The sequence below is a fragment of the Devosia ginsengisoli genome (genome assembly GCF_024707105.1).
Taxonomy (GTDB): domain Bacteria; phylum Pseudomonadota; class Alphaproteobacteria; order Rhizobiales; family Devosiaceae; genus Devosia; species Devosia ginsengisoli_A.
Genome location: NZ_JANQAJ010000006.1, coordinates 911,469 through 936,625, shown reverse-complemented (window position 1 = coordinate 936,625; position 25,157 = coordinate 911,469). Strand labels below are relative to the sequence as shown.

Genomic DNA, 25,157 nt, shown 5'->3' with positions numbered 1-25,157 from the left:
AAAGCGAAATGTAATTCGGCATATGTGAGGTTTTGGAACAGATGAATAGGAAAGTTCCGCCACTAAAGACTATCACAGCCTTCGAAAGTGTAATTCGCCTTGGAAGTGTTACAAAGGCCGCAAATGAGCTGTTCGTGACGCATGGTGCGATCAGCAAACAGATTGCGGCGCTCGAAGACTGGCTTGGCCGGCCGCTGTTCGAGCCCAATCGCAAGCAGATGCGCCCCCTGCCCGATGCGGTTACTTGGGCGCAGACACTGGCCCAACTGCTCGACACGCTGGATAGTTCGGCCGCGCAGATGCGCGGCGACCAGCGGGCGCGCCCCTTGCAGGTGATTGCGCCATCGACACTGGCGACACGCTGGCTCATTCCGCGAAGCTGGCACTTTTCCGAGCAGCACAAGACCATTGCCCTGCAGGTGCGGCATACCGATACGGGCGAGAACTGGCAGGAAATTCCGTTCGACGTGGCGATTCGCACCGACCGCGACCTGCCGGCCGCCATGCCGTCGCGGAAAATCTTCGAGGAACAACTGACCATGGCGCTGTCGCCGCGCCTGGCGGCCCAGGCCAATCTCTGGCGCCCGGCCGACATTCTCAAACTGCGCCTGCTGGCCTCGCAGACAAGGGGTGGGGAACTGGACCGCTGGCTGGCCGCGGCCGGCCTGTCCGGCGCCGGCATCACCATTACCGACTTCCCGCATTTCTACCTGGCGCTGGAAGCGGCCCTGGCCGGTGGCGGGGCTTTGGTCTGTCCCCGCCACACGCTGGCCGACCAGTTCGCGCGGGGCGACCTCATCGAGCCCTGGCCGCAAATCCGCGTGGCGGGACCGACCTTTCACGTGCTGTGGCGGGACCGCGCCGAGACGCCGCCCGAAGTGCAGTTGTTCGTGGACTGGCTGGAAAAACAATCCAGCCCGCATTTCGGCCTGACGAATGTGCCGGAAGAACAGGTTTCCTGAGCCATCTTGAGCTGGCCATGATCGCGGCTATTCTCCCTTGCCATATGCGTGGGAGGAGTCATGACCGCATTGACCATTCGTCCGCTGCAGCCGGGCGAGACCGACCTGTTCCTGTCCTACCCCTTCCCGCGCCAGCCGGAGCTGTGGGAAAGCCAGCGCGACTACGTCGCCCTGCTGGCGGCCAAAGCCTATCGGCCCGAACATACTTGGGTCGCGATCCGCGATGGCGTGGTGGTGGCCCGGGCCTGCTGGTGGACCGGCCCCGAGGACAAGAGGCCCTATTCGCTCGATTGGCTTGAGGCCGAACCGGGTCCCGGCCAGGTCGAGCTGGGCACGGCCCTGCTGCGCAAGGCGCATGAGACCATGCGAAACGACGAAGGCCGCAAGCCGGACTATCATCTGTTCCTGCCGCCCGGCTGGCGCGACGACGCCATGGTGCGGGTGGCGGCGGAGGCCCGGTTGCAGACGGCGCGGAATGTTGATCTGGCGCTGTTCGTCGAGCGCTATTCCTACCGCTGGTCGGCCGAGCAAGACGGGCTGCCTGATCGTAGCGATCGACTGGAATTCCGCCCGGCCGACGATGCACAAATGCTGGTTGTATTGCGTCAGGTGCTGGACGGCAGTCTCGACGCGCATGACCAGCGCAGCGTCGCCGAGCACGGCCTCGACCGCGCGGCGGAATTGCAGTTGGAAGGGCTCTACTGGTTTCCCTCGCCGCGCGACTGGTGGCAACTGGCCTATACCGGATCAGGTGAACTGGTTGGCGTCATCATCCCGGCGCGCAATTACGACATGCCGACCATTGGCTATATCGGCGTGGTGCCAAGCCAGCGCGGCCACGGCTATGGCGCGGAACTGCTGGCCGAAATGGCCTGGCGGCTGAACGACCATGCACCCGGCGAGGCGGTCGGCGCCGATACCGATTTCAGCAATGTGCCCATGGTCAAGGCTTTCGCCCGCACGGGCTTCCGCATCACCGAGGAACATCTCGTGCTGACCGATACCGCGGCGGGGAAGTAGCGACACCGATGTGGCGCTAGCCCCGGAATTTGGTGGCTGGAAGACCGGCGACCGGAACGGTGATGCCGAAGAGCCCGCCCGAAAACGGCGCCTCGGCCAGCACGCGCGACGGCAGGCGCACGCGGGCCGTGGTGATGTAGAGCGTCTTGAGGTCATCGCCGCCGAAGGCCACGCTGGTGGGGCGTGGCACCGGGACGCGGATTTCGCGGTCGATGCTGCCATCGGGGGCATAGCGCCGGACGCACCATCCATCCCAGATGGCGCACCAGACAAAGCCCTCGCTATCGACGGCCAGGCCATCGGGTCGCCCGCTGGCGGCGGGGACTTCGGCGAAAATCCGGCGGTTGGCAAGGGCACCGTCATCGATATCGAAATCATAGGCGTAGATGCGGCCCGGCGCGGAATCCACGAAGTAGAAGGTGCGGTCGTCGGGGCTCCAATCGAGCCCATTGGCCACCGAAAACCCGGTATCGGCGCGGCGCCAGGAGAGGTCGGGATTGACGACATAGAGCGAGCCGGCGGGCTTGGTGGCATCGAGCGGCATGGTGCCGGCCCAGAGCCGGCCACGCCGGTCGCAGCGGCCGTCATTGAAGCGGTTGTCGGCGATATCGGCTTCCGGATTGACCAGGGGCGACATGGCGCCGGTCTCGAAATCGAAAGCGGAAACCCCGTTCTGCGCCAGCGCGATGAAACCATTGTCCCGGCGCGGCAACAGCGCGCTGACCAGGCCCGGCATGACAACCTCGCGATTGTCGCCGGTCGCCGGATCGAAGCGGTGGACGGAGGGGGCCAGGATATCGACCCAGTAGAGGCGCTTTTCCTCGGGCACCCAGAGCGGGCCTTCGGCGAGATGGGCGCCCCAGGGCAGCACGCATTGCACGCCGGGATCGGCGACAAGGTCGGTGCGGACATAGGAATTGATGTTCATCGGCGCGGCGCCGACATTGCCGGAGACCTGCCTTCCGGCCGCCATGAGATCGCGCCCCCAGATATGCACGATATCGGTGGCCATGCGCTCGCTGGGACCGAAGACGCCGATGGCGGCGATAGCCTTGCCGGTATGGTCGAAGATCGGCGCGGCGGCCGAGGACACGCCCGGCACATGTTCTGAAATCGACACCGCATAGCCGCGGGCCCGGGTCAGCGCCAGTTCGGCGACCAGCGCATCGCGGTCGGTGATCGTGCGGTCCGAATAGCGGGTGAGAGGCAGCCGGTCGAGCAAAGCGCGCTGTTCGTGCGGGGCGGCGAAGGCGAGGAGGACCTTGCCGCCGGCCGTGCAATGCAGCGGCGCGCGGCGGCCGACCTCGATGCGGAAACCGAAGGCGCCGCCACGGCTGCGATGGTCGATATAGAGAATTTCCTCGCCATCGATGGAGCAGATGGCGACGGTTTCCGACATATCCTCGGCCAGCCGGTCCAGCACCGGCGCGGCGGCACCGCGCAGGTCGAAATTCTCCCAGACGCGATGGGCGAGCTCGAACAGGCGATGGCCGAGCCGATAGGTGGCGTCGCTTTCCTCGTGGCGCACCAGGCGGAACAGCACGAGCGTATTGAGCATGCGCGCCAGCGTGCCCTTGGACAGCCCGGTGCGCGTCTGCAGGTCTTTGAAGCGGGGCGGCGTCTCGAAATCGCCGATCACTTCGAGCAGGTGCAGGCCCTTGGCCAGCGCCGCGGCTCCGGTGGGGACGTCGCGGTCTTCCAGCCCTGACGGACCATCTGCAGGTCTTGGCATGGGTCTACCCTGGTTAGCCGGCGATCGTCACATGTGTCTCTGCGTCGAACAGATAGAGGCGTGCCGGATCAAAGGAAAGGGTGATCGCCGCGGACTGGGGAATGGCCCCGACATCCATGATGCGGGCAATGATGGAATCGCCGCGATGATCGTCCTCGCCGCCGCGCGTGGCGACCGCGCCGCGGTTCTCCTCGGGCACATCGATGTAGAGATATTTCTCGCTGCCCAGGCTTTCGATCAGCCGCGGGGTGACGGTGAAACGGACAGCACCGGCCCCCGTCGCGAAATGCTCGGGACGCAGGCCGACGATGACAGGCTTGCCGGCCAGGTTGGCAATGGGACGATCGACGGGCACATCCTGGCCGAACAGGCGCAGTTGCGGGCCGTTGGCACCCATGGTCACGGTCGAGCGCATGAAGTTCATGCCGGGCGAGCCGATGAAGCCGGCCACGAACAGGTTGGCCGGATGCTGGAACATGGTGTCGGGATCGGCGATCTGCTGGATGGCGCCATCGCGCATGATGACGATGCGGTCGGCCATGGTCATGGCTTCGATCTGGTCATGCGTCACATAGATGGTGGTGACACCCAGCCTTTTGTGCAAAGCGCCGATCTCGGCCCGCATATGCACGCGCAGCTTGGCATCGAGATTGCTCAGCGGCTCGTCCATGAGGAACGCCTGCGGCTCGCGCACGATGGCGCGGCCCAGGGCGACGCGCTGCCGCTGGCCGCCCGAGAGCTGCTTGGGGCGCCGGTCGAGCAGGTGCTCGACATCGAGGATTTTGGCGGCTTCCAGTACGCGGCGGTCGATCTCGGCGCGGGCCATGCCGCGCATCTTGAGGCCGAAGCCCATGTTCCGGGCCACGGTGAGGTGGGGATAGAGCGCGTAGTTCTGGAACACCATGGCCACGTCGCGGTCGCCGGGGGCGACATCGGTCACCTCGCGGTCGCCGATCAGGATCTGGCCCGAGGTGGCATCGTCCAGCCCGGCGAGGATTTTCAGCATGGTGGACTTGCCGCAGCCCGAGGGACCGACCAGCACGACGAATTCGCCATCGGCGACATCGAGCGAGAAGCCCTTGAGGACCTCCAGCACGCCGAAGGATTTACGGACATTTTCGATACGGATTCCGGCCATGTTATTTCTCCGCCCCGGCAGTCAGTCCGCTGACCAGGTAGCGTTCGAGGAAAAGGTAGATGAGGAGGACGGGGATCGCGACCATGATGGCGGCCGCGGAAATCTCGTTCCAGTCCGAGACATATTCGCCCTTCATGGTGGTGAGCCCGAGATTGGCGGTCCAGTTGCCCTGGGCGCTGGTGAGGAAGGTGCGCGCATAGGCATATTCCGACCAGGACAGCACGAAACCGTAGAGGCAGGTCGCCGCAAGGCCCGGCGTCGCCACCGGCAGGATGACGCGGAACAAAGCCCCCAATGGCGAACAGCCATCGACCATGGCCGCCTGTTCCAGTTCGCGCGGAATGGTGTCGAAATAGCCCTTCAGCATCCAGGTGGTGAAGGGCACGATCAGCGTGGCCTGGGCCAGGATCACCGACCAGAGCGAACCGACCAGGCCCACCGAGCGGAAAATGCCGAACAGCGGGATGACCAGCAAAGTGGCCGGCAGCATCTTGGCGGTGAGGATGAAGAGGCCCAGCGACTGCCCGCCGCGCACGCGGAAGCGCGACAGGCTATAGCCGGCAAAGATCGACACCGACATGGAGAGCGTCACGGCGCCCGCAGCGGCCAGGGTCGAATTGCCCAGCCAGAGCAGCAGCGGTCGGTCGCCGAGCACCTTGCCGAAGACCTGCCATTGCGGCACTTCGGGCCAGAAATTGGGCGGCAGGACGCGAAGGTCGATGGGCTTGGACAGGGCCGTGACCACCAGCCAGTAGATGGGGAACAGCAGGATGGCACAGGTCAGCACCACGCCGGCATAGATCAGCACGATATTGAGGCGGCGTCTGGTCATGGTGTTTCCTCAGTAGATGCCGTCGGCCTTGCGGCCGATCATCAGCAGGCTGGCCAGCACGCAGAAGATCAGCGTCACCACGCCCACGGCCGAGGCATAGCCCATCTTGAAGAAGCCGAAGGCATGCTCGTAGGTCATGATGGAAAGGGTCTGCGTCGACTTCAGCGGCCCGCCGCCGGTCATCACATTGATGATCGAGAAGTCGCGGAACACCCAGAGCAGCACCAGAACCATGGTGACGCCGAGCACCGGCATCAGCGAGGGGATGGTGATATTGGTGAAGCGGTTCCAGGCATTGGCGCCATCGACCCGCGCGGCATTGTAATAGTCCTCGGGAATGGATTGCAGACCCGCCAGCGCCATGATCGAGACGAAGGGATAGCCCTTCCACACCATGGTGACGACCACGGCGACGAAGGCCGCATTGGGGTCGGAGAACCAGTTGATGGTCTCGTTGATGAGGCCCAGCCGGAAGAACAACCAGTTCATCAGGCCAAAGGACGAGTCGAAAATCCAGGCAAAGATGACGACCGCGATGATCTCGGGCACGGCCCAGGGCAGGGCCACGAGCAGGCGCGCCACGGTGCGTCCGCGGAAGCGGTTATTGACCAGCAGGGCCGTCGCCAGGCCGAGCGCCACGCAGCAGGCGGTGACGACCACGACGAGCTTGAGCGTGACCCAGCAGGACATCCAGAATTCGGCCGAACCGAACAATTGCTGGTAGTTGGCGAGGGTGAAGGGCGCACGCCGGTCGAGCCGGACGATATCGACTTTCTGGAAGGAAATATCGAAGGAGACGATGAGCGGATAGATGATGATCAGCGCGATCAGCACCACGGCGGGCGCCAGCAGCAGATAGCCCAGCCAGTGCCGGCGGCTCGGCCGCGCCAGGTCAAGAAGGGGAAGGCGGCTCATAAGCGCACTCCGGTATTGCGGGGCGGGCCGGCCGGATATGCTCCGACCGACCCGGTTTTGGCGACTACTGGTTCTGCAGGTCCTCGGCGAGTGCCTGCATGGTGGCGGCGACAGCGGCAGGGTCGAGATCTTCGATGATCATGCGCTGGCTTTCTTCCATCACCATCTTGGCGAACTCGTTGTACTGGATTTCGAGCCCGGCCGGGATACGGTCGATGCCTTCGGCCGATGCGGCCTGGGCGCCTTCGACCAAGAGGCCGAATTCCGGGGTCACCGCGGTGGCCTCGGTGATGTCGGCGCGCGGGCTCGGGGCCGGCGAGGCGGCAAGCGTGGCATAGCTCGACTGGAAATCGTCGCTCATGGCGAGCTGGATGAAATCCCAGACCAGCGCCTTGTGCTCGTCGGAAATGTCCTTGGACATGCCGAGCACATTGGACGAACCGCCGACCGGCGGGCTCAGCGGATCGGCGACGATCTTGACGTCGTCCGAAGCAGCGCCGTTGGCCAGGATCGGCACCAGCCAGGGACCATCGAGACCCACGGCGATCTTGCCATCGGCCAGCAACTGGCGGGTTTCGCCCGAGGACAGGTCGCGCGGCATCAGCCCTTCCGTGACGATGGTCTTCCAGCGGGTCAGGCCTTCGATCACTTCGGGCGTGTCGATGGTCACCTGGCCCTCGGCATTGGTCCAGCGGCCGCCGGCGTCGAGCACATAGTTCAGCATTTCGGTGACATACTGGCCACCGCCCACCTTGGTCGGGTGATGCAGACCATACTGGTCGATAATGCCGTCGCCGTTGAGGTCCTTGGTGGTCTTGCGCGCCACTTCGAGCAGTTCGGCATAATTGGTCGGCGCGCTGAGACCCTCGGCATTCAGGATGGCCTCGTTATAGGCCATGATGTAGCCGAAATAGAGCATCATCACGCAGACGGTCTCGCCGTTCAGCTCGCAGATCTGCTGGCCGGCCCAGCCGTCGAGGCTGACGCCGCCCTTGTCGAACCAGGGGCCGAGGTCTTCCAGCCAGCCTTCATTGGCGAAGCGCTGGAACTCGAACGAGGCCAGGTGAACGATGTCAGGCGGGGAGCCGCCGGCGAAAAGCGTGGTCATGGTGTCGGCGAAAGCAGCGCGCTCCACCTTGGTCCACTCGACCTCGACGCCGGGATGCTGGGCCTTGAATTCCTCGATGAGGCCGGCCCACCAGCCGCCCACGCCCGGCTCGTCATTCTGCCAGGACACGAATTTCAGCGTGGTTTCCTGCGCTGCCGCCAGCATGGGCGACAGGGCACCGGCCACCAGAGCCGTGGATAGAGCCAGGGCCAGGCCGGCCTTGCGGAGCCCTCCCCGCGCGCGAGACAATCCTTCGAACATCAACTTATCCTCCTGATTTCAGTTCTGTTCTTTGAGCAATGCCAGTGCCTCCGCGGAGGGCTCGACGCCGAGGCCCGCCCCCGTTGGCACACTGTAGAAGCCGGCGGCACAATCCATGTCGCCGGTGACCAACCTCCGGTTGGGTTCGAAAATCGAATGCTGGTATTCGTGGTCGGTAACGACTGCCAGCACGGCGCTGGCATGCAGGCTGGCCGCCATGAAAATGCCGGCGCCGATCGTCGCGTGCGGAATGACGCGCAGATGATTGGCCTGGGCATAGGCGCCCATGCGCATGAATTCGGTGATGCCGATATGGCCCATTTCGGGCTGCACGATGCCGCAGGCGCGCCGCTCGACGCGATGCACCAGATCGTGGACCGTGCGCCATTCTTCGCCCGCAGCGACCGTGGTCGCGACATTGGCGGCGACATGGGCGAGGCCCGCAATATCCTCGGTCTTGACCGGGGCTTCGGCGAACCACAGGCCATGCGGCTCCATGGAACGGATCAGCGCCACCGCTTCCTCGGCGGTATGGGCCCAGTGCATGTCGCAGGCGATGCGGATATCGGGCCCGAGGGCCTCGCGCAAAGTGGCGATTTCGGCGACGACGCCATCATCGGCCACCGGCGAGGCGAATTTGAAGGCCGAGAATCCCTTGTCGCGCCATTCGACCGCGAAATCGGCGCGGCTTGTGCGGGTCGGCTGCGGCAGGCCCGAGACATAGGCCGGAATGCGGTCATGACGCTTGCCGCCGAGCAGCGTCGAAAGGGGAAGGTTCACCAGCTTGCCGGCAATATCCCAGAGGGCGGTGTCGATGCCGGCCAGCGCGTCGAGATAGAAGCCCCCGGTATAGCCGCGCACCCGCATCAGGCCGTAGAGGTCGTCATGAATGGCGGTGACGTCCATCGGATCGCGCCCGACCACGAAGAGAGCAAGCAGTTCGTTGATGATGGCCAGCACGGCGCCGGGCGCCACGATGCCATAGGTCTCGCCCCAGCCGACCACGCCGTTTTCGGTCTCGATCCGCACGAGAATGCTGCGATCGACGGTGGGATAGACCGTCTGGTTGCCCTTGCGGACGAAATAGCCCTGCGCGTTGACCGTCTCGCCCGGCCGCAACGCGCCGAGATAGGGCGTGTCGCGCGGAATGGTCAGGACATAGGGGGTAACCGATTTGACGCGGTCGTTCATGCGGGCTCTCCAACGCGCTGGGCAATCGGCGCGAGAGTAAAGATATCGGCGGCCTCGGCCAGCCAGCTATCGATGTCGCGGATCGCCATGGCATCGGGCTTGGGCCCCTTGGCCCGCACAATCGTGGTGTCGATGACGCCACGGCGCGTCAGCACATGCTTGGTGAGATGCATGCGATAGACCGCCTGCAGCAGCAGGAGCGGTAGCGAGCGGGAATAGAGATTGCGGGCGCGCACCTTGTCGCCGCTGCGCCAGGCGCGGTCGAGCTGCACATGCAGGTCGGCCAGTTCGAGCGCCGGCATGGTGCCGCAGGCGCCGCGCTCATATTCGTCGATGACATAGCGCGCGCCGCCCCCACCGATAATGCCGGCGAGATGGGGCGGCGGATTGGCCTGGAGCACCGAGATGGCCGGACCGGAAGGCAGCGTCTCGCCCTTCACATAAGTGATGGCCGGCACGTTGCTCACTACCGTCAGCAGCGTTTCGGGGTCGAGATCGGAGCCGCGCGGCAGCGGGGCATTCTGCAAGACGATTTCCATGCCCGGCAACTGGTCGGCAATGGCGCGGAAGAAGGCCGTGACCTCATCGGCCTGGGTGCCTGCCTCCTTGGGCGCCTGGATCATCAGGTAGCGAATGCCCAGGTCGAGCGCTTCGCGGCCGAAGCGCACTACGGCCTCGATCGTGGCGGCGCTGGCGCCGGCGATCAGCTGCACCCGCCCGGCATTGGCCTCGACCACCACGCGCATCAGGCTGATGCGCTCGTCATCGCTGAGCGCCTCCACCTCGCTGGCAAAGCCGGGAAAGACCATGCCCTGCACCCCGGCGCCAATGGCGAATTCGATCAGCGCCCGCATCGCGACGGGATCGACAGCGCCATCATCACCATAGGGCGTGGGCAGGACGGGCAGAATGCCTTGCAACAACAGAACAGCTCCTCAGATGGTCCACAATATGGATCGTGTGTTTGTTATTGTGGACCATAATTTGAAATGCTAGAGGCTGTCAACGAACTGGAGGAGACAAAAATGCGGGTGGTCATCGATTGGAGTGCGGCGAGGCTGGAGGCGGCATTGGTCGATGAGGCCGGTATCGTCATCGATCGCATCGGCACCGATGACGGCCTCAAGCATGCCGCAGGGCGCCACGAAGCCGTGCTCGACGCAGTGCTCGCGCCGTGGCGCCAGGCGCATGGGGCGCTGCATATTCTGGCGGCCGGCATGGTGGGTAGCCGCTCCGGCTGGATGGAGATGGGCTATGTGTCCGCACCCGCTGGCCTCGCCGATATCGCCCGGGCCGTGCGCCATGTGGCGCTGGCCAATGGCGATCGGCTGACCCTCATTCCCGGCCTGTGCGAACCGGCCGCCGCGCCCTTCCCCGACGTGATGCGCGGCGAGGAAGCGCAACTTGTGGGCCATGGACTGGATCGCGACAGCGTCGTGGTCATGCCCGGCAATAATGGCAAATGGGCCCGAATCGGCGGTGGCAGGATCATGGAATTTCGCACCTTCGTCACCGGCGAACTGGTTGCGCTGCTGCTCAAGCATTCGGGCCTGGCCAGCATTGCCACCCAACCCGAGGGGCGCGACTGGCGGGCCTTTGCGCGCGGCCTCGAATGCGCCGCCGGCACCGATCGCCACGGCCTGCTGACGCGCCTTTTCACCGCGCGGACCGGCTGGCTGGCCGGCCAGGTGGCGCCTGCCGAAATCGGCGACTACCTGCGCGGATTGCTGATCGGCTGGGAATTCATCGAGGCGCGCAATGCCGGCTGGTGGCAGCCCGGCGGCATGGTCGATATCGTGGGCGACGACGATCGCGTCGAGGATTACCGCCGCGCCGCCGAGGGACTGGGCCTCACGGCACGCGTGGCGCCTGACGACACGGCCCTGCGCGGCGCACTGGCCATCGGCGCCGAATCGAGCATTCTTGCCTAGGGCGTGTCGGGGGATCAGATGCATTACGACCTTATCGTCAGAAACGGCCACCTGCTCGACCCCACACAGGGCCTCGACCGGATCGGCTCGCTCGCCTTTGCCGGGGGAAAGATCGCCGCGATCGACGTATCCGAGGCCGATACGGCCGCGGCGGAGGTCGATGCCGGCGGGCAATATGTGACGGCAGGGCTGATCGACCTGCATACCCATGTCTATGTCGGCGGCACCTCGCTGGGCGTCGATCCCGATGAACTGGCGCGCGGCTCGGCCGTGACCACTTTGGTCGATGCGGGCAGCGCCGGGGCCGCCAACATTGCCGGCTTCCGCGCCCATGTGATCGAGCGGGCCGAGGTGCGGGTCCTCGCCTATCTCAACATTTCCTTTGCCGGCATTTTCGGCTTTGGTGGCGCCCTGTCGGTGGGCGAAGGCTGGGAACGGCGCCTGCTCGGCGTGCGCGAATGCGTGGCCGCGGCACGCGACCACCGCGACATCATCGTCGGCATCAAGGCCCGCGTCGGTCCCAGTTCCAGCGGCGACAGCGTCATCGACCCTCTGAAACTGGCGTTGCAGGCCGCCGAGGAGCTGGACCTGCCGGTCATGGTGCATGTCGAAATGCCCCCGCCCACCATCGACGAAATCGCCGACCTGCTGCGGCCCGGCGACGTGCTGACCCATTGCTGCCGGCCCTACCCCAATGCGGTGGTGTCGCCGCGCAGTGGCGAGGTGAACCGCTCATGCCTGGCGGCGCGGGAGCGCGGCGTATTTTTCGATACCGGCCATGGCCGCGGTTCGTTCGACTATGCCGCCTTCGGGCGGATGCAGCGCGCCGGTTTCCTGCCGGATGTGATCTCGTCCGACGTGCACCTGTTCAACCGGCAGAGCCCCGCCGTGGACCTGCTGACGACAATGAACAAGGCCATCGCCCTGGGCGTCGATCTGCCCGATGTCGTCACCATGGCCACGACAGCCGCCGCGACCGCCCTGCGCCGCCCGGAACTGGGCACGCTGAAAGTGGGCGCCGCGGGCGATGCCAGCCTCTTCACGATAGAGGAAACGCCCCGGGAGCTGTTCGACAGCCTCGGCGCATTGCTGGTGGCACAGAAATCCCTCCGGCCACGCGGCACCGTGCAGGCAGGCGTGTGGCGCGAGGCTATTCTCTAGCCGTCATCCCGAAGGCTCGGCTTATTGCGCGGTGAAGCCACCATCGACCACCAGGTCGATGCCGGTAATATAGGACGCGTCGGGCGAGGCGAGGAACAGGACGGCAGCGGCGATTTCGGCGCGCTCGCCCACGCGCCGCATCGGAATACTGGCGGCAATGTCGCCGCGGCCGCCTGCCGGCATGTTGAGCATTTCCGGGAAGAAGCCCGGATGCACGGTATTGACCCTTATGCCCCTGGGGGCCATCCGCACGGCCATGGCGCGGCTTTGAGCGCTCACCGCAGCCTTGGAGGCGGCATAGCCGGGATTGCCGAACGGGCTGCCGACCAGACCGATGATCGAGCCCAGATTGACGATGGCACCCTCGCCCTGCCGCTCCATTTCGGGCAGCACGGCATTCATGCCCAGATAGGCGCCCTTGGCATTGATCGCGACCAGCCTGTCCCAGGCGTCGGCATGGGCGAGATGCTGGACCGACATGCCGCTGATCCCGGCATTGTTGACCAGGATATCCAGCCGGCCATATCGGGCCACGACATCCTGAACCAGGCGGGTCCAGGCCGCTTCGCTGGTGACGTCGAGCGTGATAAAGCCGACATCGAGGCCATCTTGCCGGCAGAGGCGGGCGACATCCTCGCCCTGCTCCGCCAGGATATCGGCGATGACCACCCGGGCACCCCGGGCGGTAAACAGCTTGACCTGTTCGGCCCCCAGGCCATTGGCGCCACCCGTTATGACGGCAACCTTGCCGTCCAGCCGCCCGGTCACGACGGAATGATCGTGGATGGGTTGATCACCGAGGGCAGCCACAACACGATCTGCGGGAAGATTGCCATCAGGACGACGGCGACGCAGAGCAGGACGAAGAATGGCAGGGCATTCATCACGGTGCGTCCGAAACTGTCACCGGTCAGGCCCTGCAAGATGAAGAGATTGAGTCCCACCGGCGGGCTGATCGTGCCCATTTCCACCATGACGATCAGGAAGATGCCGAACCAGACCGGATCGAGGCCAGCCTGCAGGATCAGCGGCAGCGTGATGGGTAGGGTGATGACGATGATCGGCACGCCTTCGAGGAAGGTGCCGAGCACGATGTAGAAGGCCATCAGCACGAGGATCAGGCCGAACGAGGACAGATGCAGGTCGTTCATCCACGCCGAAATAACCTGCGGCAGGTGGAGATAGGAAATGGCCGAGGACATGAAGGCCGCGGCTGCCACCATGATGCCGACCATGCAGGACACCCGGACGGCGACCATGAGCGACTCGGTGACCATGGTGACGCGGAACTGACCGGTGATCACGGCCACGAGGATTGCCCCCACCACGCCGACCGCGGCGGCCTCCGACGGTGTGCAGAGGCCGGTATAGATCGAGCCGAGGATCATCACGATCAGCAGCGCGATGCTCCACAGCTTGCTCAGACCGCGCAGCACCTCGCCAATGCTGGGCAGGGCCTCGGCGAGCGGCGCGAGTTTCGGATCGAGCAGGCAGCGCATAGCGATATAGCCCGAATAGAGCAAAGCCACCAAAAGCCCCGGCACGATGCCGGCGGTGAAGAGCTGGATGATCGAGACATTGGCCTGCACGCCATAGATGATCATGGCGATGGAGGGCGGAATCAGCAGGCCCAGCGTACCGGCACCGGCCAGCGAGCCGCTGGCGAGCGAGCGGGAATAGCCGCGATCCGCCAGGGCCTTGGTAGTGATGCGGCCCACCGTGACGGTGGTCGCGGCGCTCGAACCGGAAACGGCCGCGAATGTGGTGCAGGCCAGGATATTGGTGTGGAGCAGCCCGCCGGGCAGGTAACGCGCCAGCGGCGACAGCCCGTCGAACAGGCGCTGGGCGATGTCGGTCCGGAAGATGATTTCGCCCATCCAGAGAAACAGCGGCACGGCGGCCAGTTCCCAGGAAATCGCCGAATTGGGCACCACGCTCGCCAGGATCGCGCCCATGCGGTCGATCGAGAAGCCGCTGACGATCCACAAGCTCGCCATGCTGGCCAGGATCAGCCCGGACCACAGCCAGGTGCCGACGCCGAGCAGGAGCGTGGTGAGGCCGAGGACGATGGCAACGGTGGTCATGTCACCCATGGCGAAGCTCCACTGGACAGGTTGGGAAACGGGACGTCACAGCACCACCTCGCGTTCATTGGGTACGCCATGGGCAAAGAAGCGCCCCAGCCGCACCAGCAGATGCAGCATCAACAGGGCCAGCCCGACGAAGAAGATGGCGCTCGGAATCCATAGTGGGATGGGATGGTAGTGGCCCGACATCGTGCCGCGGGTGAAATCCTTGGCCAGTTGGCGCCAGAGATAGATCATGAAGATCGCATTCACCCCGATGGCCGAAGTGATGCAGAACAGCTCGAACAGCCATTGCACGGGCTTGGGCACGGCATGGTGCAGCATGAGTACGCGGATCATGCCGTTCTTCTCCATGGTCCAGCCCAGCGCGAGGAACACGGAGGCGGCGACACCATAGGCCACGAGACTGTCGGTCATGAAGGTCGACCGCGAGAAGAAGCGGAGCATGATCTCGGTCATGATCAGACCCGCCATGCCGATGACGACCGCACCGGCGGCAATCGCCGCGGCCAGGTTGAGAGCGCTGGAAAGCACCGCCAGGGGTCGCAGCCAGGCCGGATCGGGTGGAGGCGGGGTAGCCTCATCTGCCAGAATTGGATCTTCCACCATGCCGAACCTCCTGCCTATCGGGGAATCCACTCCCCTAGTGTGCCAAGATCAGGCGGGGAGAGGCATCCCCCCGCCTGGGCAAATCAGGCGCGAGACGCCTCGAAGGCTTCCATGATGGCAGCGCCGCGATCGCCGACACGCTCCAGCCATTCGGCCTTGGCGGCCTCACCGGCCTGGGCCAGCAGGTCAAACACGGCGGCCGGCGGGTTGGTGTTCACCTGCGTGCCATGCTCGCGCAACTTTCCGTAACCGGTCTCGACCAGCTCACCCATGGTCTTCCAGGCATAGTCGTCGGTGGGGCGGCACAGCGCCATGATCGCATCCTGAACGCGGGGCGAAAGAGCCTCGAACTCATAGCGGTTCACATGCGCGATATAGAGCGCCGAGGAATAGTTGAGCTCGGTGAAATGGCCGAGGAAATCCCAGACGCTGATGGACACGCCGCCATCCGCCGAAGTCAGCATGGCGTCGAGTGCGCCGGTCGACAGCAGCGGCACGACATCGGCCCAGGCGACCTGCAGCGGCGAGGCGCCGGCATTGGCCAGGGTCGTGGTGGAAATACGATCGAAGGTGCGGATGCGCAGACCCTTGAACACATCGGGATTGTCCAGCGCCACGCGGGAATGGATACCCGACGGCGGGCTGGGCGCGGCAAACAGCGCGATCTGGTCGTTTTCCTCGAAGATCTTGGCATATTCGTCGCGGGCGATATTCCACAAATCCTGCGATTCCTTCGCATTGCGCACCAGGAAAGGCAGATTGGTCAGATCGAGCAGCGGATCGACGCCGTTGAGCTGGGTCACCAGCGTGATGGCCATGGGCACGGCGCCCGTTTCGACCGCATTGAAATGCTCGGCCGACTTGTAGCCCAGCGCGCCGCCACCCTGATAGGTGATGGTCAGTTCGTCGCCGACCTGCTTGTTGAGCTCTTCGATGAAGTAATTGGCAGCGCGGCCGGGGCTGAGCGATGCAACATATTCATCGGCAAAATCCCAGTTCTTGGCGGACTGCCCGAAAGCCGGGAAGGCGCCGAAGGCAGAGCCGGCAAGCGCGCCGGCCGATAGCTGCAGAAGATTACGTCTGTTGATCATTGACCTGTTCCTGTCGTGATCGGGTTGAGGTGGAATGAAAGTGTCATTTGACGCAGAGACCGGCGTCGAGCGGGAGTGTCACGCCGGTGACGTAGCGGGCCTCGTCCGAGAGCAGCCACAGCACCGCATTGGCAATGTCGCGCGGATCGAGCCAGGCGACCGGCAGCAGGTGGCGGGCACGGTAGATCGCTTCCAGATCCGCCATAGTGCCGCCCGTGCTCTTGGTCCAGCGCTGCGCATGTTCGAGACTGTTGACCATGGGCGTATCGACCGAGGTCGGATGCAGAGTATTGACCCTTATGCCCAGGGGACCCAATTCCTGCGCCATGGAGCGCATCAGCCCGACCACGCCATGCTTGGCCGCGGCATAGGCGGCAAAATCCTGGGCGCCGCGCAGGCCGGAAATGGAGCTGGTTATGACGACCGAGCCGCCACGCCCATGCGCCCGCATGGCGCCGGTGACCGCGCGGGCCGACTTCCACACGCCGGTCAGGTTGACGTCGAGCGTGTCCTGCCAATCCTTGTCGGTGGTGGTTTGCAGATTGCCGCCGCGCAGGATTCCGGCATTGAGGAAGGCGCCATCGATCTCGCCCAGCGCCGTGCCGGCCGCCGCGACCGCGGCTTCCAGGGCCGTTGCGTCGGTCACGTCGGCATCGAGGGCGACGATCCTGCCCGCTGCCTGCGCCGAGACCGTCCCCCTGGGCGCCAGGTCCGCAGTGGCCAGGCTCTGCTCCGACCAGCGGTCGAGCGCGGCGATGCTGGCGCCTTCGTCGAGCAGGCGCGCGCAGGTTGCCGAACCAATTCCGCCACCAGCGCCGGTGACGACCACGACCTTGCCCTCAAGCCGCATTCTTGTTCTCGCTTTCGGAGGTTTGCGAGCCGGCACTCGCCGGTGCCACATCGCCGGAGCGATATGTGTTGGCGAACCGGCGCAGCAGGCGGGTCATCACCCAATAGGTGGTCACGTCGCCGGGCCATTGCGTGACGATCTTGCCGCTTGGCGATTTGAAATAGTTGTTCGCGGCATTCCACGCCGTTTTGGCGAGGCGGCCCTGCAGCCAGTTCTGATACCACTGGTTGATGCCGGGATTGACCTCGACGCTGCTTGCCTTGCCGGCCTGGAGCGGCTTGAGCGAGCGGGCGATGTAGCGCGCCTGCGCCTCGAGCATGAAGACCAGTGGCCCGGTATTGGTATTGGGCCCGTACATGATGAAAAAAATTGGGGAAGTTCGGCACGCTTATACCGAGGAAAGCGTGCGGATCGCTGCCCCAGTATTGATGCAGGTCCAGCCCGTCCCGGCCTCGAACCTCGAGGGCGCCGAGGTAACTCGAAGCCTGGAAACCCGTGGCCAGCACCAGGACATCGAGGTGGTGGAAGGTTCCATCCGCATCCACCACACCGCCATTCTCCAGCGTGTCGGCGGCCGGCGCCACACTCACGTTAGGGCGCTTGAGCGCCGTGTAATAATGATCGCTGATGACCGGCCGCTTGCCGAGATAGGGATGGCTGGGCGTGACGCGCCGGCGCAATTCGGGATGGTCGGCGAATTCGCGCCCGAGCCTGTCCTCGCACAGCTTCTGCCAGGCCTGGTTCGAGCGGCTGCCCAGCACCTGCTCGCCGGATAACTTGGCCCGCTCATAGACGACATGCGAGCGCCACCGGGAGAAGCGTTGCGCCAGCGTGCTGCGATACTTGCGGCGCTGCTGGTGCGAGAATGTCACATTATTCTTGGGCACGACCCAGTTGGGCTCGCGCTGGAATACGGTCAGCGCCGCGGCCACCTTGGAGCCTTCGTCGACCACCTGCACAGCGGTGGAGCCGGTGCCGACCACGCCAACACGCTTGCCCGTCAGGTCCAGCCCTTCCGGCCAGCGGGCGGAATGCACCACCGTCAGGTCGCGCACGGAGCGCTGCGCCCATTGCGGCACGAGGGGACGATTGAGAAAACCCAGAGCGCTGACGACGACGTTGAAGCGCTCTTCGGTACCATCTTCGAGGCGAAGGGTGTGGACCTGTTCGGCATCGCTCCACGCCACCGACCTGACCGTGGTGCTGAAGCGGAAATGCCGGCGCACGTCGAACGTATCGGCGACGTGGTTGAGATAGCCCAGCAACTCGCCCTGCAGGGCATGGCTGCGCGTCCAGTCATAGGGACAATAGGAGAAGGAATAGAGGTGCGAGGGCGTATCGACCTCGGCGCCGGGATAGCGGTTGTCATACCAGGTGCCGCCCAGGCCCGCCGATTTCTCGAACACGACAATGTCGCTGAAGCCATTGCGACGCAGTTCGATGACAGCCGCAAGGCCGCTGAAGCCACCGCCGATGATCGCAATGCGGACACCCTGCCCCTGCATGTCGCTCCCCTTGTCGGATGCGCCGCTCCTCAGCAAACGCATCCCGGCTTAATTGCCCAAACGATGAGCAATCTCCAACTTGCCTAAGGAAAGCTCACACACGCTATGCGGATGTGTCAACATCTATTCGTCATATAATCGATAATTTATCGACGTTTTCTCCACAATGAAGAGTCAGAGGCTGGCGGCGGCGCGCGCGGCCTGGTCGTAATGCCCCGACAGGGCCCGCATGATCCCCGCTGCGCTCGAGATGGCACCCGGATCGAAACCAAGTTCGCCAACCGCCCTGACCAGCAAGGTCTCCCGTACCTTGCGATAGCGGTCGCAGGCTTCCTCGCCCTTGGTGGTGATGGAAACCACCTTCTCCTTGCCCTGGCGGACGCTTTTCACCAGTCCGCGCGCTTCAAGCTTCTTGATGGCGTAAACCACGGTGTGAACGTCCTCTATGCCCAGGACCAGGCAGATGTCGGCGAGGCGTTTGGCGCGGTCCCGATGGGTTACCGAATGCAAGACCAGCACTTCCAGCGAGGTCAGCCCCGCCTCGTCGGCAGCCGACATGCAGCGCACCATCCAGCGGTTGAACGCGTTGGCCGCCATGATCAGCCCGAATTCAAATTCGGAAAGCTGCGGCAGGGCGCTTTGCCGCGCCAGATGCGCAGACGACACTATTGGACCGAGAGCAATCTCTTCGGATTCACTATTATCGGAAGTCGCTGTCATTGCCGGTTCTCCGTATCCTCGACTGTGCATATCAGGCATCGGACCGCGCGATCAGCCCCACAAGTGTTTCCGACGCCACTTTTTCCCGCGAAATTATGTCGATCATCTCCACAAAACGCTCGGCATCGACATCGTATCGAACGTAGCAATCCCGATCGTCGAGGACCTGTTGCCAGCTCGGATAGAGCATGGCTGCGGCCGAGCCCGTCTCGATAACCACACCATCCGCCATATGCGCCTCGACCCGTGCCGTGTCGTCATCGAGCGCCGGATCGGCAAACAGTTCGAGCCGGGCGGCCAGGGCCTCGATCTCGGCGCGCCGATCGGAGGGAATGGCGGCCGCCAGTCCACCGGTCAGGAAGGCCTCGGCGCAGCATCGCGACAGGCTCATGCCGGCGGCAATGCCGGTCTTGAACGGCGCCTGCCCCATCGAACCCGGCACGCCCATCACCGCGGGCGAGACATGGAGAACGAGACGCCCGACCTCGGCGCCGCCAGCGGCGATACCCGCCCTGATCGCGGTCGCAATCGTGCCCATGGCGACGCCGCTGGCCGGGAATGGCTTGACCGATACGGCGCCGATCGGTTCGGGCGGTGCGTCGAGCACCGCCGCCAGCCGCACCCCGTCGGGATCATCGAAATGCGCGCGGCACCAGCCCGAATCGCCCTCGAAACTCTGTTTGACGAAGGTGGCGCCATGACCCGCCAGCCAGGCGGCCTCCGCGCCCGCCCGGATGGCCAGCAACACCTCATACCGCCACTCGTCCGAGCCCTCCAGCATGCAGGCCGAATGACCGCAACTGCCCACCAGCGCCGCGCTGAGCGCGTCGATGATCCGGCCGCGTTCAAGCCCCATGACGACAGCGACCGCGACGCTGGCCCCCACCGGCGCGAACATCGATGTCGGGCGCAATCCGCTCGTATGGGCCTGCACGCCATAGGCTGCCGACACCGTCATCATCGCCGAAAAGCCGGCAAGCATGGGTGGCACGACATCGTCGGCCCCCGCCGCGAGCACGGCAGGCAGGACGCCGGTGCCGATATGGGACCGGCCCCGATGATACCAGTCGTCCTGGGCCCGGCCGTAAAGGCGCGCACCATGCCGGAACGCCTTGGCGCCGATCGACTGATCCGCCCCCACCACGGCGACGATGGGATCGGCGCCTCTCTGCCGGCTCAGCATGACAGCCAGATTCGTCGCCAGCAGCGGCAGGGCGTCCTGCCGGGGCGTATCCCGCGCGGCCAGCAAGGCCCGGTCCACGATACGTTCAGCCAACACGCGCATGCATTTCTTCCATCACTAGCAAAATATCTTCATTATATCGGCAAAACGTTGACAACTCCAGCCGCAGTATGGAAACCCTCACCGCTGTCGCCAGTCGGCGTCTGTCATATAGAGGAGGCGCCTCCGGGCGTAGCGCGCGATGCTCGATCCGCAATTGCAACCCTTTTTCGCCTTCTGGACCGCTGCTTGGGCCGAATTGCCGGCCGACAGCACTTGGGATCAACAGCGGGCGCATCACGAACAAATCGCCGACAGCATGCTCGATCCGAGCCTCAAAAGCGTCGTGACGCGCACATTCGCCGTGCCGCATGACACCGGCGATGTGCCGGTCCGCGTGTTCTACGGCGACCCCGACAATCGCAAGGCACCATGCCTGGTCTATTTCCATGGCGGCGGCTGGGTGCGCGGCAGTTCGACCACCAATTGGTATGTCGCGGCCGAAATTGCGCGGCGCAACAGGCAAACCGTGATCAGCGTCGACTATGCGCTGGCGCCCGAGCATGTTTTCCCCCGCGCAGTGCATGAATGCGTCGCGGCAACGCGCTGGACCTTCGACCAGGCCGCAATGCTGGGCATCGACCCCGGCGCCATCTCGGTCGGCGGCGACAGCGCCGGCGGCAATCTTGCCGCGGCGGTGACGCTGCAACTGCGCGGCACACACTATTCGATCCTGGCGCAATGGCTGGTCTATCCCGTCGCCGACTTCGACACCACCCATCCCTCCTATAGCGAAATGGCCGAAGTGCCGGGCCTGCTGCGTACCAAGATGGACCAGTATGCGGCGCTCTATTGCCCGCCGGGACCCGATCGAGATCTCGCCGCTGGCGGCGCCCCTGCTGGCCGACACGCTGGAGGGCATGCCGCCCGCTTTCGTCGCCGTGGCCGAGAACGACATCCTGCGCGACAGCGGCCTGGCCTATGCCCGCCGCCTGGAACAGAGCGGGGTTCCGGTCACGCTGGATCAGGGCGAGGGCCTCATCCACGGCTACCTGCTCGCCACCACTTGGTGCGCGGCGGCCCGCGACAAGCAGGCGCTGATGATCGACTGGCTCAAATCCACCAATAAGCAGGCGCAATCCAGCTGACATCGATTTTATGTTGACATTTTATCGATAAAATATCAGCTTGTAACCAGCTCTTTCTGAGGACGCGTTTATGCTCTGGGACTTCTGGATCGACCGTGGCGGTACCTTCACCGATATCATCGCCCGGAAGCCGGACGGTTCGCTGGAGGCCATGAAGCTGCTGTCCGAAAGCCCGGAAGCCTATCGCGATGCCGCCGTTGCCGGCATCCGCCGCTTCCTGGGCCTCCAGCCCGGGGAGAAAATTCCTCCGGGCCTGGTGGGCAATATCAAGATGGGAACCACGGTTGCCACCAATGCCTTGCTGGAGCGCAAGGGCGAACCCACCGCCCTGCTGATTACCAGGGGGCTGCGCGACCAGCTGGAAATCGGCTACCAGGCCCGGCCCGACATTTTCGCCATGCGCATCGAAAAGCCCGAAACGCTCTATTCGAGCGTGATCGAGGTCAGCGAGCGCGTGCTGGCCGATGGGCAGGTGGAGCTGCCCATCGACCTGGAGACGGCGCGCAACGAGCTTCTGGCCGTAAGGCAATCCGGCATCGACGCCGTCGCCATCGTGCTGATGCATGCCTATCGCTATCCCGAACATGAGCGCCAGCTAGCCGCCATCGCCCGTGATATCGGCTTCGCCCAGGTTTCGGTGAGCCACGAAGTCTCCCCGCTGATCAAGATCGTTGGCCGCGGCGACACCACTGTCGTCGACGCCTATCTGTCGCCCATTCTCCGGCGCTATCTCGAAGGCGTCGCCGCCGATCTCGACCTCGAGACCTGCCAGGCGCGCCTGCTATGCATGACATCGGGCGGCGGCCTTACATCGGCGGACATGTTCCATGGCAAGGATGCCATCCTGTCCGGCCCGGCCGGCGGCGTGGTGGGCGCGGCCCGCACCTCCGAACAGGCCGGCTTCAAGCGCATTATCGGCTTCGACATGGGGGGCACGTCCACCGACGTGACCCATTATGACGGTGCCTGGGAACGGGCCTTCGAAACTGAAGTCGCCGGGGTCCGCATGCGGGCGCCGATGATGATGGTCCATACCGTCGCTGCCGGCGGTGGCTCCATTCTGTCCTATGATGGCATGCGGTTTCAGGTCGGCCCGGAATCCGCCGGCGCCAATCCCGGACCGGCATCCTATCGCCGCGGCGGCCCATTGACCGTGACGGACGCAAACGTCGCCCTGGGCAAGTTGCAGCCGGATTTTTTCCCGGCCATTTTCGGGGCGGAACAGAACCAGAAGCTCGACGCCGACCTGGTGCGCGCCCGCTTCGCCGACCTAGTGGGTGACCTCGCTCTCGACATGACCGCCGAACAGGCAGCGGATGGCTTCATCACCATTGCCGTCGAGAATATGGCCCATGCGATCAAGAAGATATCGGTCGCGCGCGGCTATGATGTCACGGCATATGCGCTGACCTGTTTCGGCGGTGCCGGCGGCCAGCATGCCTGCCGCGTGGCCGACGCTCTGGGCATGAAATCCATCCTCGTCCACCCCTTTTCGGGCCTGCTCTCGGCCTTCGGCATGGGCCTGGCCGATCTCAGCGCCCAGCGCCAGATGGGCATGGAAGAGGAACTCGATGCTCGCGCCGAAGAGCGGATCGCGGCCGTGATCGCCGATCTCGTGGCACAGAACCGCGCCCAGTTGCAGGCGCAGGGCGTCGACGATGCCGCCGTGCAGGACCAGGTCAGCCTGCAGCTGCGCTATCTGGGCACCGACTCGGCCCTGCAGGTCCCACTGGGCAGCGCGACCCAGATGCGCGCGTCGTTCGAAGAGCTCCACCGCACCCGCTTCGGCTTCGTGCAGGCGGGCCGCACGCTGATCGTTGAATCGGTTTCCGTCGAATCGGTGGGCGGCGGCGCCGGGATAGCGCCGCAAGCCGAACGCCGGCAGGGTCGCGTGGCCACGGAACGCTGGACGCGCTTCTTCAGCCAGGGCCAGTGGCATTATGCGCTGGTGGCGATGCGCCAGGACCTGGCCACCGGCCAGCGGATCGCCGGGCCGGCTCTGCTCATCGAGCCCAACCAGACCATCGTCGTCGAACAGGGATGGCAGGCCGAGCTCACCGAGCTGGACAATATCGTGCTGCAGCGGATCGAACCGCTGGTCACCACCCAGGCCGTCGGTACCAGTGTCGATCCAGTTATGCTGGAGGTGTTCAACAACCTCTTCATGTCCATCGCCGAGCAGATGGGGCTGGTGCTGCAGAACACGGCCCGCTCGGTGAATATCAAGGAGCGCCTGGACTTTTCCTGCGCGCTGTTCGACGGCGAGGGCAATCTCGTCGCCAATGCGCCACATGTGCCGGTCCATCTGGGCTCGATGGACCGTTCGGTGCAGGCCGTGCTCCGCCAGAACCACCAGTCCATCCGGCCGGGCGACGTCTTTGCCCTCAATGCCCCCTATCACGGCGGCACGCATCTGCCCGACATCACCGTGGTGAGCCCGGTCTTCGACGCTGCGGGCGAGCGCATCCTGTTCTTCGTGGCCAGCCGCGGCCACCACGCCGATATCGGCGGCATCGCGCCGGGCTCGATGAGCCCGCTCGCCACCTCCATCGAGGAGGAAGGCGTCTATATCGACAATTTCAAGCTGATCGACCAGGGCAGCTTCCGCGAGGGGGCCTTGCGCAGCCTGCTGCTCGGCGCCCGCTATCCGGTCCGCAATGTCGAGGAGAATATCGCCGATCTCAAGGCCCAGGTCGCCGCCAATGAGCGCGGCGCCCAGGAGGTCACCCGCATGATCGACCAGTTCGGCCTCGATGTCGTGCAGGCCTATATGGGCCATGTGCAGGACAATGCGGCCGAAGAAGTGCGGCGCGTGATCGACCAGCTGGAAGATGCCACATTCGAGCTGCCCACCGACCAGGGCGCCGTCATTCGCGTCGCGCTGACGGTGGATCGGGCACAGCGCCGGCTCATGGTGGATTTCACCGGCACCAGCCCCCAGCAGCCGACCAATTTCAATGCGCCCGAACCGGTCACCCAGGCCGCCACACTCTATGTGTTCCGCGTGCTGGTGGGCAAGAATATCCCCATGAATGCCGGCTGCCTGCGGCCGATCGACATCGTCATTCCCGAAGGCACTCTGTTGTCGCCCCGCTATCCGGCGGCAGTGGTGGCGGGCAATGTGGAAGTGAGCCAGGCCGTGGCCAATTGCCTGTTCGGCGCTACCGGCCGGCTGGGCCTGTCCCAGGCCACGATGAACAACCTGACCTTCGGCAACAGCACCTACCAGTATTACGAGACGATCTGCTCCGGCGCCCCGGCTGGGCCGGACTTCCACGGCGCAGCGGCCGTCCATACCAACATGACCAATACGCGGCTCACCGATCCCGAAGTGCTCGAGGCTCGTTTTCCGGTCATCCTCGACGAATTCTCCATCCGGCGCGGTTCGGGCGGGGAAGGTCGCTGGCGGTCGGGCGACGGCACGCGCCGGGTCATCCGCTTCCGCGAGGACCTCGACTGCGCCATCCTCAGCGGCAACCGAAAGGTCGCCCTGGCCGGCATCGCCGGCGGCAAAAGCGGCAGCCTGGGCCGCAATGCGGTGATCCGGCGCAATGGCGACATGGTTGCGCTCGACTCATGCGACCAGATCGCCATGCAGATCGGGGATTCCATCATTATCGAAACCCCAACCGGCGGCGGTTTTGGAAGCGTGGCTTGAGCCTGCTGAAACCAAG

The 25,157-nt window shown here is 64.8% G+C and carries 20 protein-coding genes and 2 pseudogenes; 6 read left to right on the top strand and 16 right to left on the bottom strand.

Annotated elements, in window-relative coordinates; all coding sequences use genetic code 11:
* Positions 1 to 41 precede the first annotated feature (41 nt).
* Both NVV79_RS08455 and NVV79_RS08450 read left to right on the top strand, forming a co-directional pair.
* Positions 42 to 962, top strand: a complete 921-nt coding sequence (locus NVV79_RS08455) for a LysR substrate-binding domain-containing protein (protein ID WP_303988035.1) — start codon at positions 42 to 44, stop codon at positions 960 to 962.
* A 60-nt stretch (positions 963 to 1,022) separates the two neighbouring features.
* A complete protein-coding gene (locus tag NVV79_RS08450; protein WP_303988032.1) occupies positions 1,023 to 1,982 on the top strand; it encodes a GNAT family N-acetyltransferase in 960 nt (319 codons plus the stop codon).
* A gap of 16 nt (positions 1,983 to 1,998) precedes the next feature.
* Here the strand turns inward: NVV79_RS08450 and NVV79_RS08445 are convergent, their stop codons facing one another.
* The 7 genes from NVV79_RS08445 to NVV79_RS08415 form a co-directional block, all read right to left on the bottom strand.
* Positions 1,999 to 3,714, bottom strand: coding sequence for an SMP-30/gluconolactonase/LRE family protein (locus NVV79_RS08445; RefSeq protein ID WP_303988030.1), 1,716 nt, complete (start codon positions 3,712 to 3,714; stop codon positions 1,999 to 2,001).
* Between the two features lie 13 nt (positions 3,715 to 3,727).
* Positions 3,728 to 4,852 carry an ABC transporter ATP-binding protein gene (locus tag NVV79_RS08440; RefSeq protein WP_303988028.1) on the bottom strand — a complete coding sequence of 375 codons (1,125 nt, stop codon included), beginning with the start codon at positions 4,850 to 4,852 and terminating at the stop codon, positions 3,728 to 3,730.
* Position 4,853: 1 nt separating this feature from the next.
* Positions 4,854 to 5,684 carry a carbohydrate ABC transporter permease gene (locus NVV79_RS08435; RefSeq protein WP_303988026.1) on the bottom strand — a complete coding sequence of 277 codons (831 nt, stop codon included), beginning with the start codon at positions 5,682 to 5,684 and terminating at the stop codon, positions 4,854 to 4,856.
* A gap of 9 nt (positions 5,685 to 5,693) precedes the next feature.
* Complete coding sequence (locus NVV79_RS08430) at positions 5,694 to 6,599, bottom strand: carbohydrate ABC transporter permease (protein WP_303988024.1); 906 nt, start codon at positions 6,597 to 6,599, stop codon at positions 5,694 to 5,696.
* Between the two features lie 64 nt (positions 6,600 to 6,663).
* Positions 6,664 to 7,872: an ABC transporter substrate-binding protein gene (locus tag NVV79_RS08425; protein ID WP_303988373.1), complete on the bottom strand. Its 1,209-nt coding sequence runs from the start codon at positions 7,870 to 7,872 to the stop codon at positions 6,664 to 6,666.
* A 114-nt stretch (positions 7,873 to 7,986) separates the two neighbouring features.
* Entirely contained in the window at positions 7,987 to 9,159 is a 1,173-nt protein-coding gene (locus NVV79_RS08420; RefSeq protein ID WP_303988022.1) for a mandelate racemase/muconate lactonizing enzyme family protein, read from the bottom strand.
* The gene (locus NVV79_RS08415; protein ID WP_303988371.1) at positions 9,156 to 10,085 is read right to left on the bottom strand and encodes a dihydrodipicolinate synthase family protein; all 930 of its coding nucleotides are present in this window, start codon (positions 10,083 to 10,085) and stop codon (positions 9,156 to 9,158) included. Before NVV79_RS08415 ends, NVV79_RS08420 begins: the two co-directional genes overlap by 4 nt.
* Before the next feature lie 99 nt (positions 10,086 to 10,184).
* On the opposite strand from NVV79_RS08415, the gene NVV79_RS08410 reads away from it, so the two are divergent.
* Both NVV79_RS08410 and NVV79_RS08405 read left to right on the top strand, forming a co-directional pair.
* On the top strand, positions 10,185 to 11,090 hold the full coding sequence (locus tag NVV79_RS08410) for a 2-dehydro-3-deoxygalactonokinase (RefSeq protein ID WP_303988020.1): 906 nt from the start codon (positions 10,185 to 10,187) through the stop codon (positions 11,088 to 11,090).
* Between the two features lie 18 nt (positions 11,091 to 11,108).
* Positions 11,109 to 12,251 (top strand): amidohydrolase/deacetylase family metallohydrolase, encoded by a 1,143-nt coding sequence (locus NVV79_RS08405; protein ID WP_303988018.1) that lies wholly within the window; start codon positions 11,109 to 11,111, stop codon positions 12,249 to 12,251.
* 21 nt (positions 12,252 to 12,272) lie between these two features.
* On the opposite strand, the gene NVV79_RS08400 is transcribed toward NVV79_RS08405, so the two are convergent.
* The 9 genes and pseudogenes from NVV79_RS08400 to NVV79_RS08355 form a co-directional block, all read right to left on the bottom strand.
* Positions 12,273 to 13,061, bottom strand: coding sequence for an SDR family NAD(P)-dependent oxidoreductase (locus NVV79_RS08400; RefSeq protein WP_303988016.1), 789 nt, complete (start codon positions 13,059 to 13,061; stop codon positions 12,273 to 12,275).
* Entirely contained in the window at positions 13,016 to 14,344 is a 1,329-nt protein-coding gene (locus NVV79_RS08395; RefSeq protein WP_303988014.1) for a TRAP transporter large permease, read from the bottom strand. The genes NVV79_RS08400 and NVV79_RS08395 overlap by 46 nt, the downstream gene beginning before the upstream one ends.
* Positions 14,345 to 14,380: 36 nt before the next feature.
* Complete coding sequence (locus NVV79_RS08390; protein ID WP_303988012.1) at positions 14,381 to 14,947, bottom strand: TRAP transporter small permease; 567 nt, start codon at positions 14,945 to 14,947, stop codon at positions 14,381 to 14,383.
* Between the two features lie 83 nt (positions 14,948 to 15,030).
* Complete coding sequence (locus tag NVV79_RS08385; protein ID WP_303988010.1) at positions 15,031 to 16,038, bottom strand: TRAP transporter substrate-binding protein; 1,008 nt, start codon at positions 16,036 to 16,038, stop codon at positions 15,031 to 15,033.
* A gap of 43 nt (positions 16,039 to 16,081) precedes the next feature.
* Positions 16,082 to 16,888 (bottom strand): SDR family oxidoreductase, encoded by an 807-nt coding sequence (locus NVV79_RS08380; protein WP_303988009.1) that lies wholly within the window; start codon positions 16,886 to 16,888, stop codon positions 16,082 to 16,084.
* Positions 16,878 to 17,246, bottom strand: coding sequence for a hypothetical protein (locus NVV79_RS08375; protein ID WP_303988007.1), 369 nt, complete (start codon positions 17,244 to 17,246; stop codon positions 16,878 to 16,880). Before NVV79_RS08375 ends, NVV79_RS08380 begins: the two co-directional genes overlap by 11 nt.
* 187 nt (positions 17,247 to 17,433) lie before the next feature.
* Positions 17,434 to 18,393: pseudogene (locus NVV79_RS22570) on the bottom strand (flavin-containing monooxygenase); the annotation flags it as partial.
* A gap of 174 nt (positions 18,394 to 18,567) precedes the next feature.
* The gene (locus NVV79_RS08360) at positions 18,568 to 19,113 is read right to left on the bottom strand and encodes a winged helix DNA-binding protein (protein WP_303988001.1); all 546 of its coding nucleotides are present in this window, start codon (positions 19,111 to 19,113) and stop codon (positions 18,568 to 18,570) included.
* A gap of 31 nt (positions 19,114 to 19,144) precedes the next feature.
* The gene (locus tag NVV79_RS08355; protein ID WP_303987999.1) at positions 19,145 to 20,398 is read right to left on the bottom strand and encodes an MmgE/PrpD family protein; all 1,254 of its coding nucleotides are present in this window, start codon (positions 20,396 to 20,398) and stop codon (positions 19,145 to 19,147) included.
* Positions 20,399 to 20,537: 139 nt separating this feature from the next.
* On the opposite strand from NVV79_RS08355, the pseudogene NVV79_RS22565 reads away from it, so the two are divergent.
* Together NVV79_RS22565 and NVV79_RS08340 are read left to right on the top strand one after the other, a co-directional pair.
* Positions 20,538 to 21,483, top strand: a pseudogene (locus NVV79_RS22565) (alpha/beta hydrolase).
* A 70-nt stretch (positions 21,484 to 21,553) separates the two neighbouring features.
* On the top strand, positions 21,554 to 25,141 hold the full coding sequence (locus NVV79_RS08340) for a hydantoinase B/oxoprolinase family protein (RefSeq protein ID WP_303987993.1): 3,588 nt from the start codon (positions 21,554 to 21,556) through the stop codon (positions 25,139 to 25,141).
* Positions 25,142 to 25,157: the final 16 nt, after the last annotated feature.

Excerpts from the sequence above, each read along its gene's own strand:
- NVV79_RS08450 (WP_303988032.1), top strand. The coding sequence starts at position 1,023 with ATGACCGCATTGACCATTCGTCCGCTGCAGCCGGGCGAGACCGACCTG.
- NVV79_RS08420 (WP_303988022.1), bottom strand. The coding sequence starts at position 9,159 with ATGAACGACCGCGTCAAATCGGTTACCCCCTATGTCCTGACCATTCCG.
- NVV79_RS08380 (WP_303988009.1), bottom strand. The coding sequence starts at position 16,888 with ATGCGGCTTGAGGGCAAGGTCGTGGTCGTCACCGGCGCTGGTGGCGGA.
- NVV79_RS08445 (WP_303988030.1), bottom strand. The coding sequence starts at position 3,714 with ATGCCAAGACCTGCAGATGGTCCGTCAGGGCTGGAAGACCGCGACGTC.
- NVV79_RS08425 (WP_303988373.1), bottom strand. The coding sequence starts at position 7,872 with ATGCTGGCGGCAGCGCAGGAAACCACGCTGAAATTCGTGTCCTGGCAG.
- NVV79_RS08410 (WP_303988020.1), top strand. The coding sequence starts at position 10,185 with ATGCGGGTGGTCATCGATTGGAGTGCGGCGAGGCTGGAGGCGGCATTG.
- NVV79_RS08385 (WP_303988010.1), bottom strand. The coding sequence starts at position 16,038 with ATGATCAACAGACGTAATCTTCTGCAGCTATCGGCCGGCGCGCTTGCC.
- NVV79_RS08360 (WP_303988001.1), bottom strand. The coding sequence starts at position 19,113 with ATGACAGCGACTTCCGATAATAGTGAATCCGAAGAGATTGCTCTCGGT.
- NVV79_RS08440 (WP_303988028.1), bottom strand. The coding sequence starts at position 4,852 with ATGGCCGGAATCCGTATCGAAAATGTCCGTAAATCCTTCGGCGTGCTG.
- NVV79_RS08405 (WP_303988018.1), top strand. The coding sequence starts at position 11,109 with ATGCATTACGACCTTATCGTCAGAAACGGCCACCTGCTCGACCCCACA.
- NVV79_RS08340 (WP_303987993.1), top strand. The coding sequence starts at position 21,554 with ATGCTCTGGGACTTCTGGATCGACCGTGGCGGTACCTTCACCGATATC.
- NVV79_RS08435 (WP_303988026.1), bottom strand. The coding sequence starts at position 5,684 with ATGACCAGACGCCGCCTCAATATCGTGCTGATCTATGCCGGCGTGGTG.
- NVV79_RS08430 (WP_303988024.1), bottom strand. The coding sequence starts at position 6,599 with ATGAGCCGCCTTCCCCTTCTTGACCTGGCGCGGCCGAGCCGCCGGCAC.
- NVV79_RS08390 (WP_303988012.1), bottom strand. The coding sequence starts at position 14,947 with ATGGTGGAAGATCCAATTCTGGCAGATGAGGCTACCCCGCCTCCACCC.
- NVV79_RS08395 (WP_303988014.1), bottom strand. The coding sequence starts at position 14,344 with ATGGGTGACATGACCACCGTTGCCATCGTCCTCGGCCTCACCACGCTC.
- NVV79_RS08355 (WP_303987999.1), bottom strand. The coding sequence starts at position 20,398 with ATGCGCGTGTTGGCTGAACGTATCGTGGACCGGGCCTTGCTGGCCGCG.
- NVV79_RS08375 (WP_303988007.1), bottom strand. The coding sequence starts at position 17,246 with ATGTACGGGCCCAATACCAATACCGGGCCACTGGTCTTCATGCTCGAG.
- NVV79_RS08455 (WP_303988035.1), top strand. The coding sequence starts at position 42 with ATGAATAGGAAAGTTCCGCCACTAAAGACTATCACAGCCTTCGAAAGT.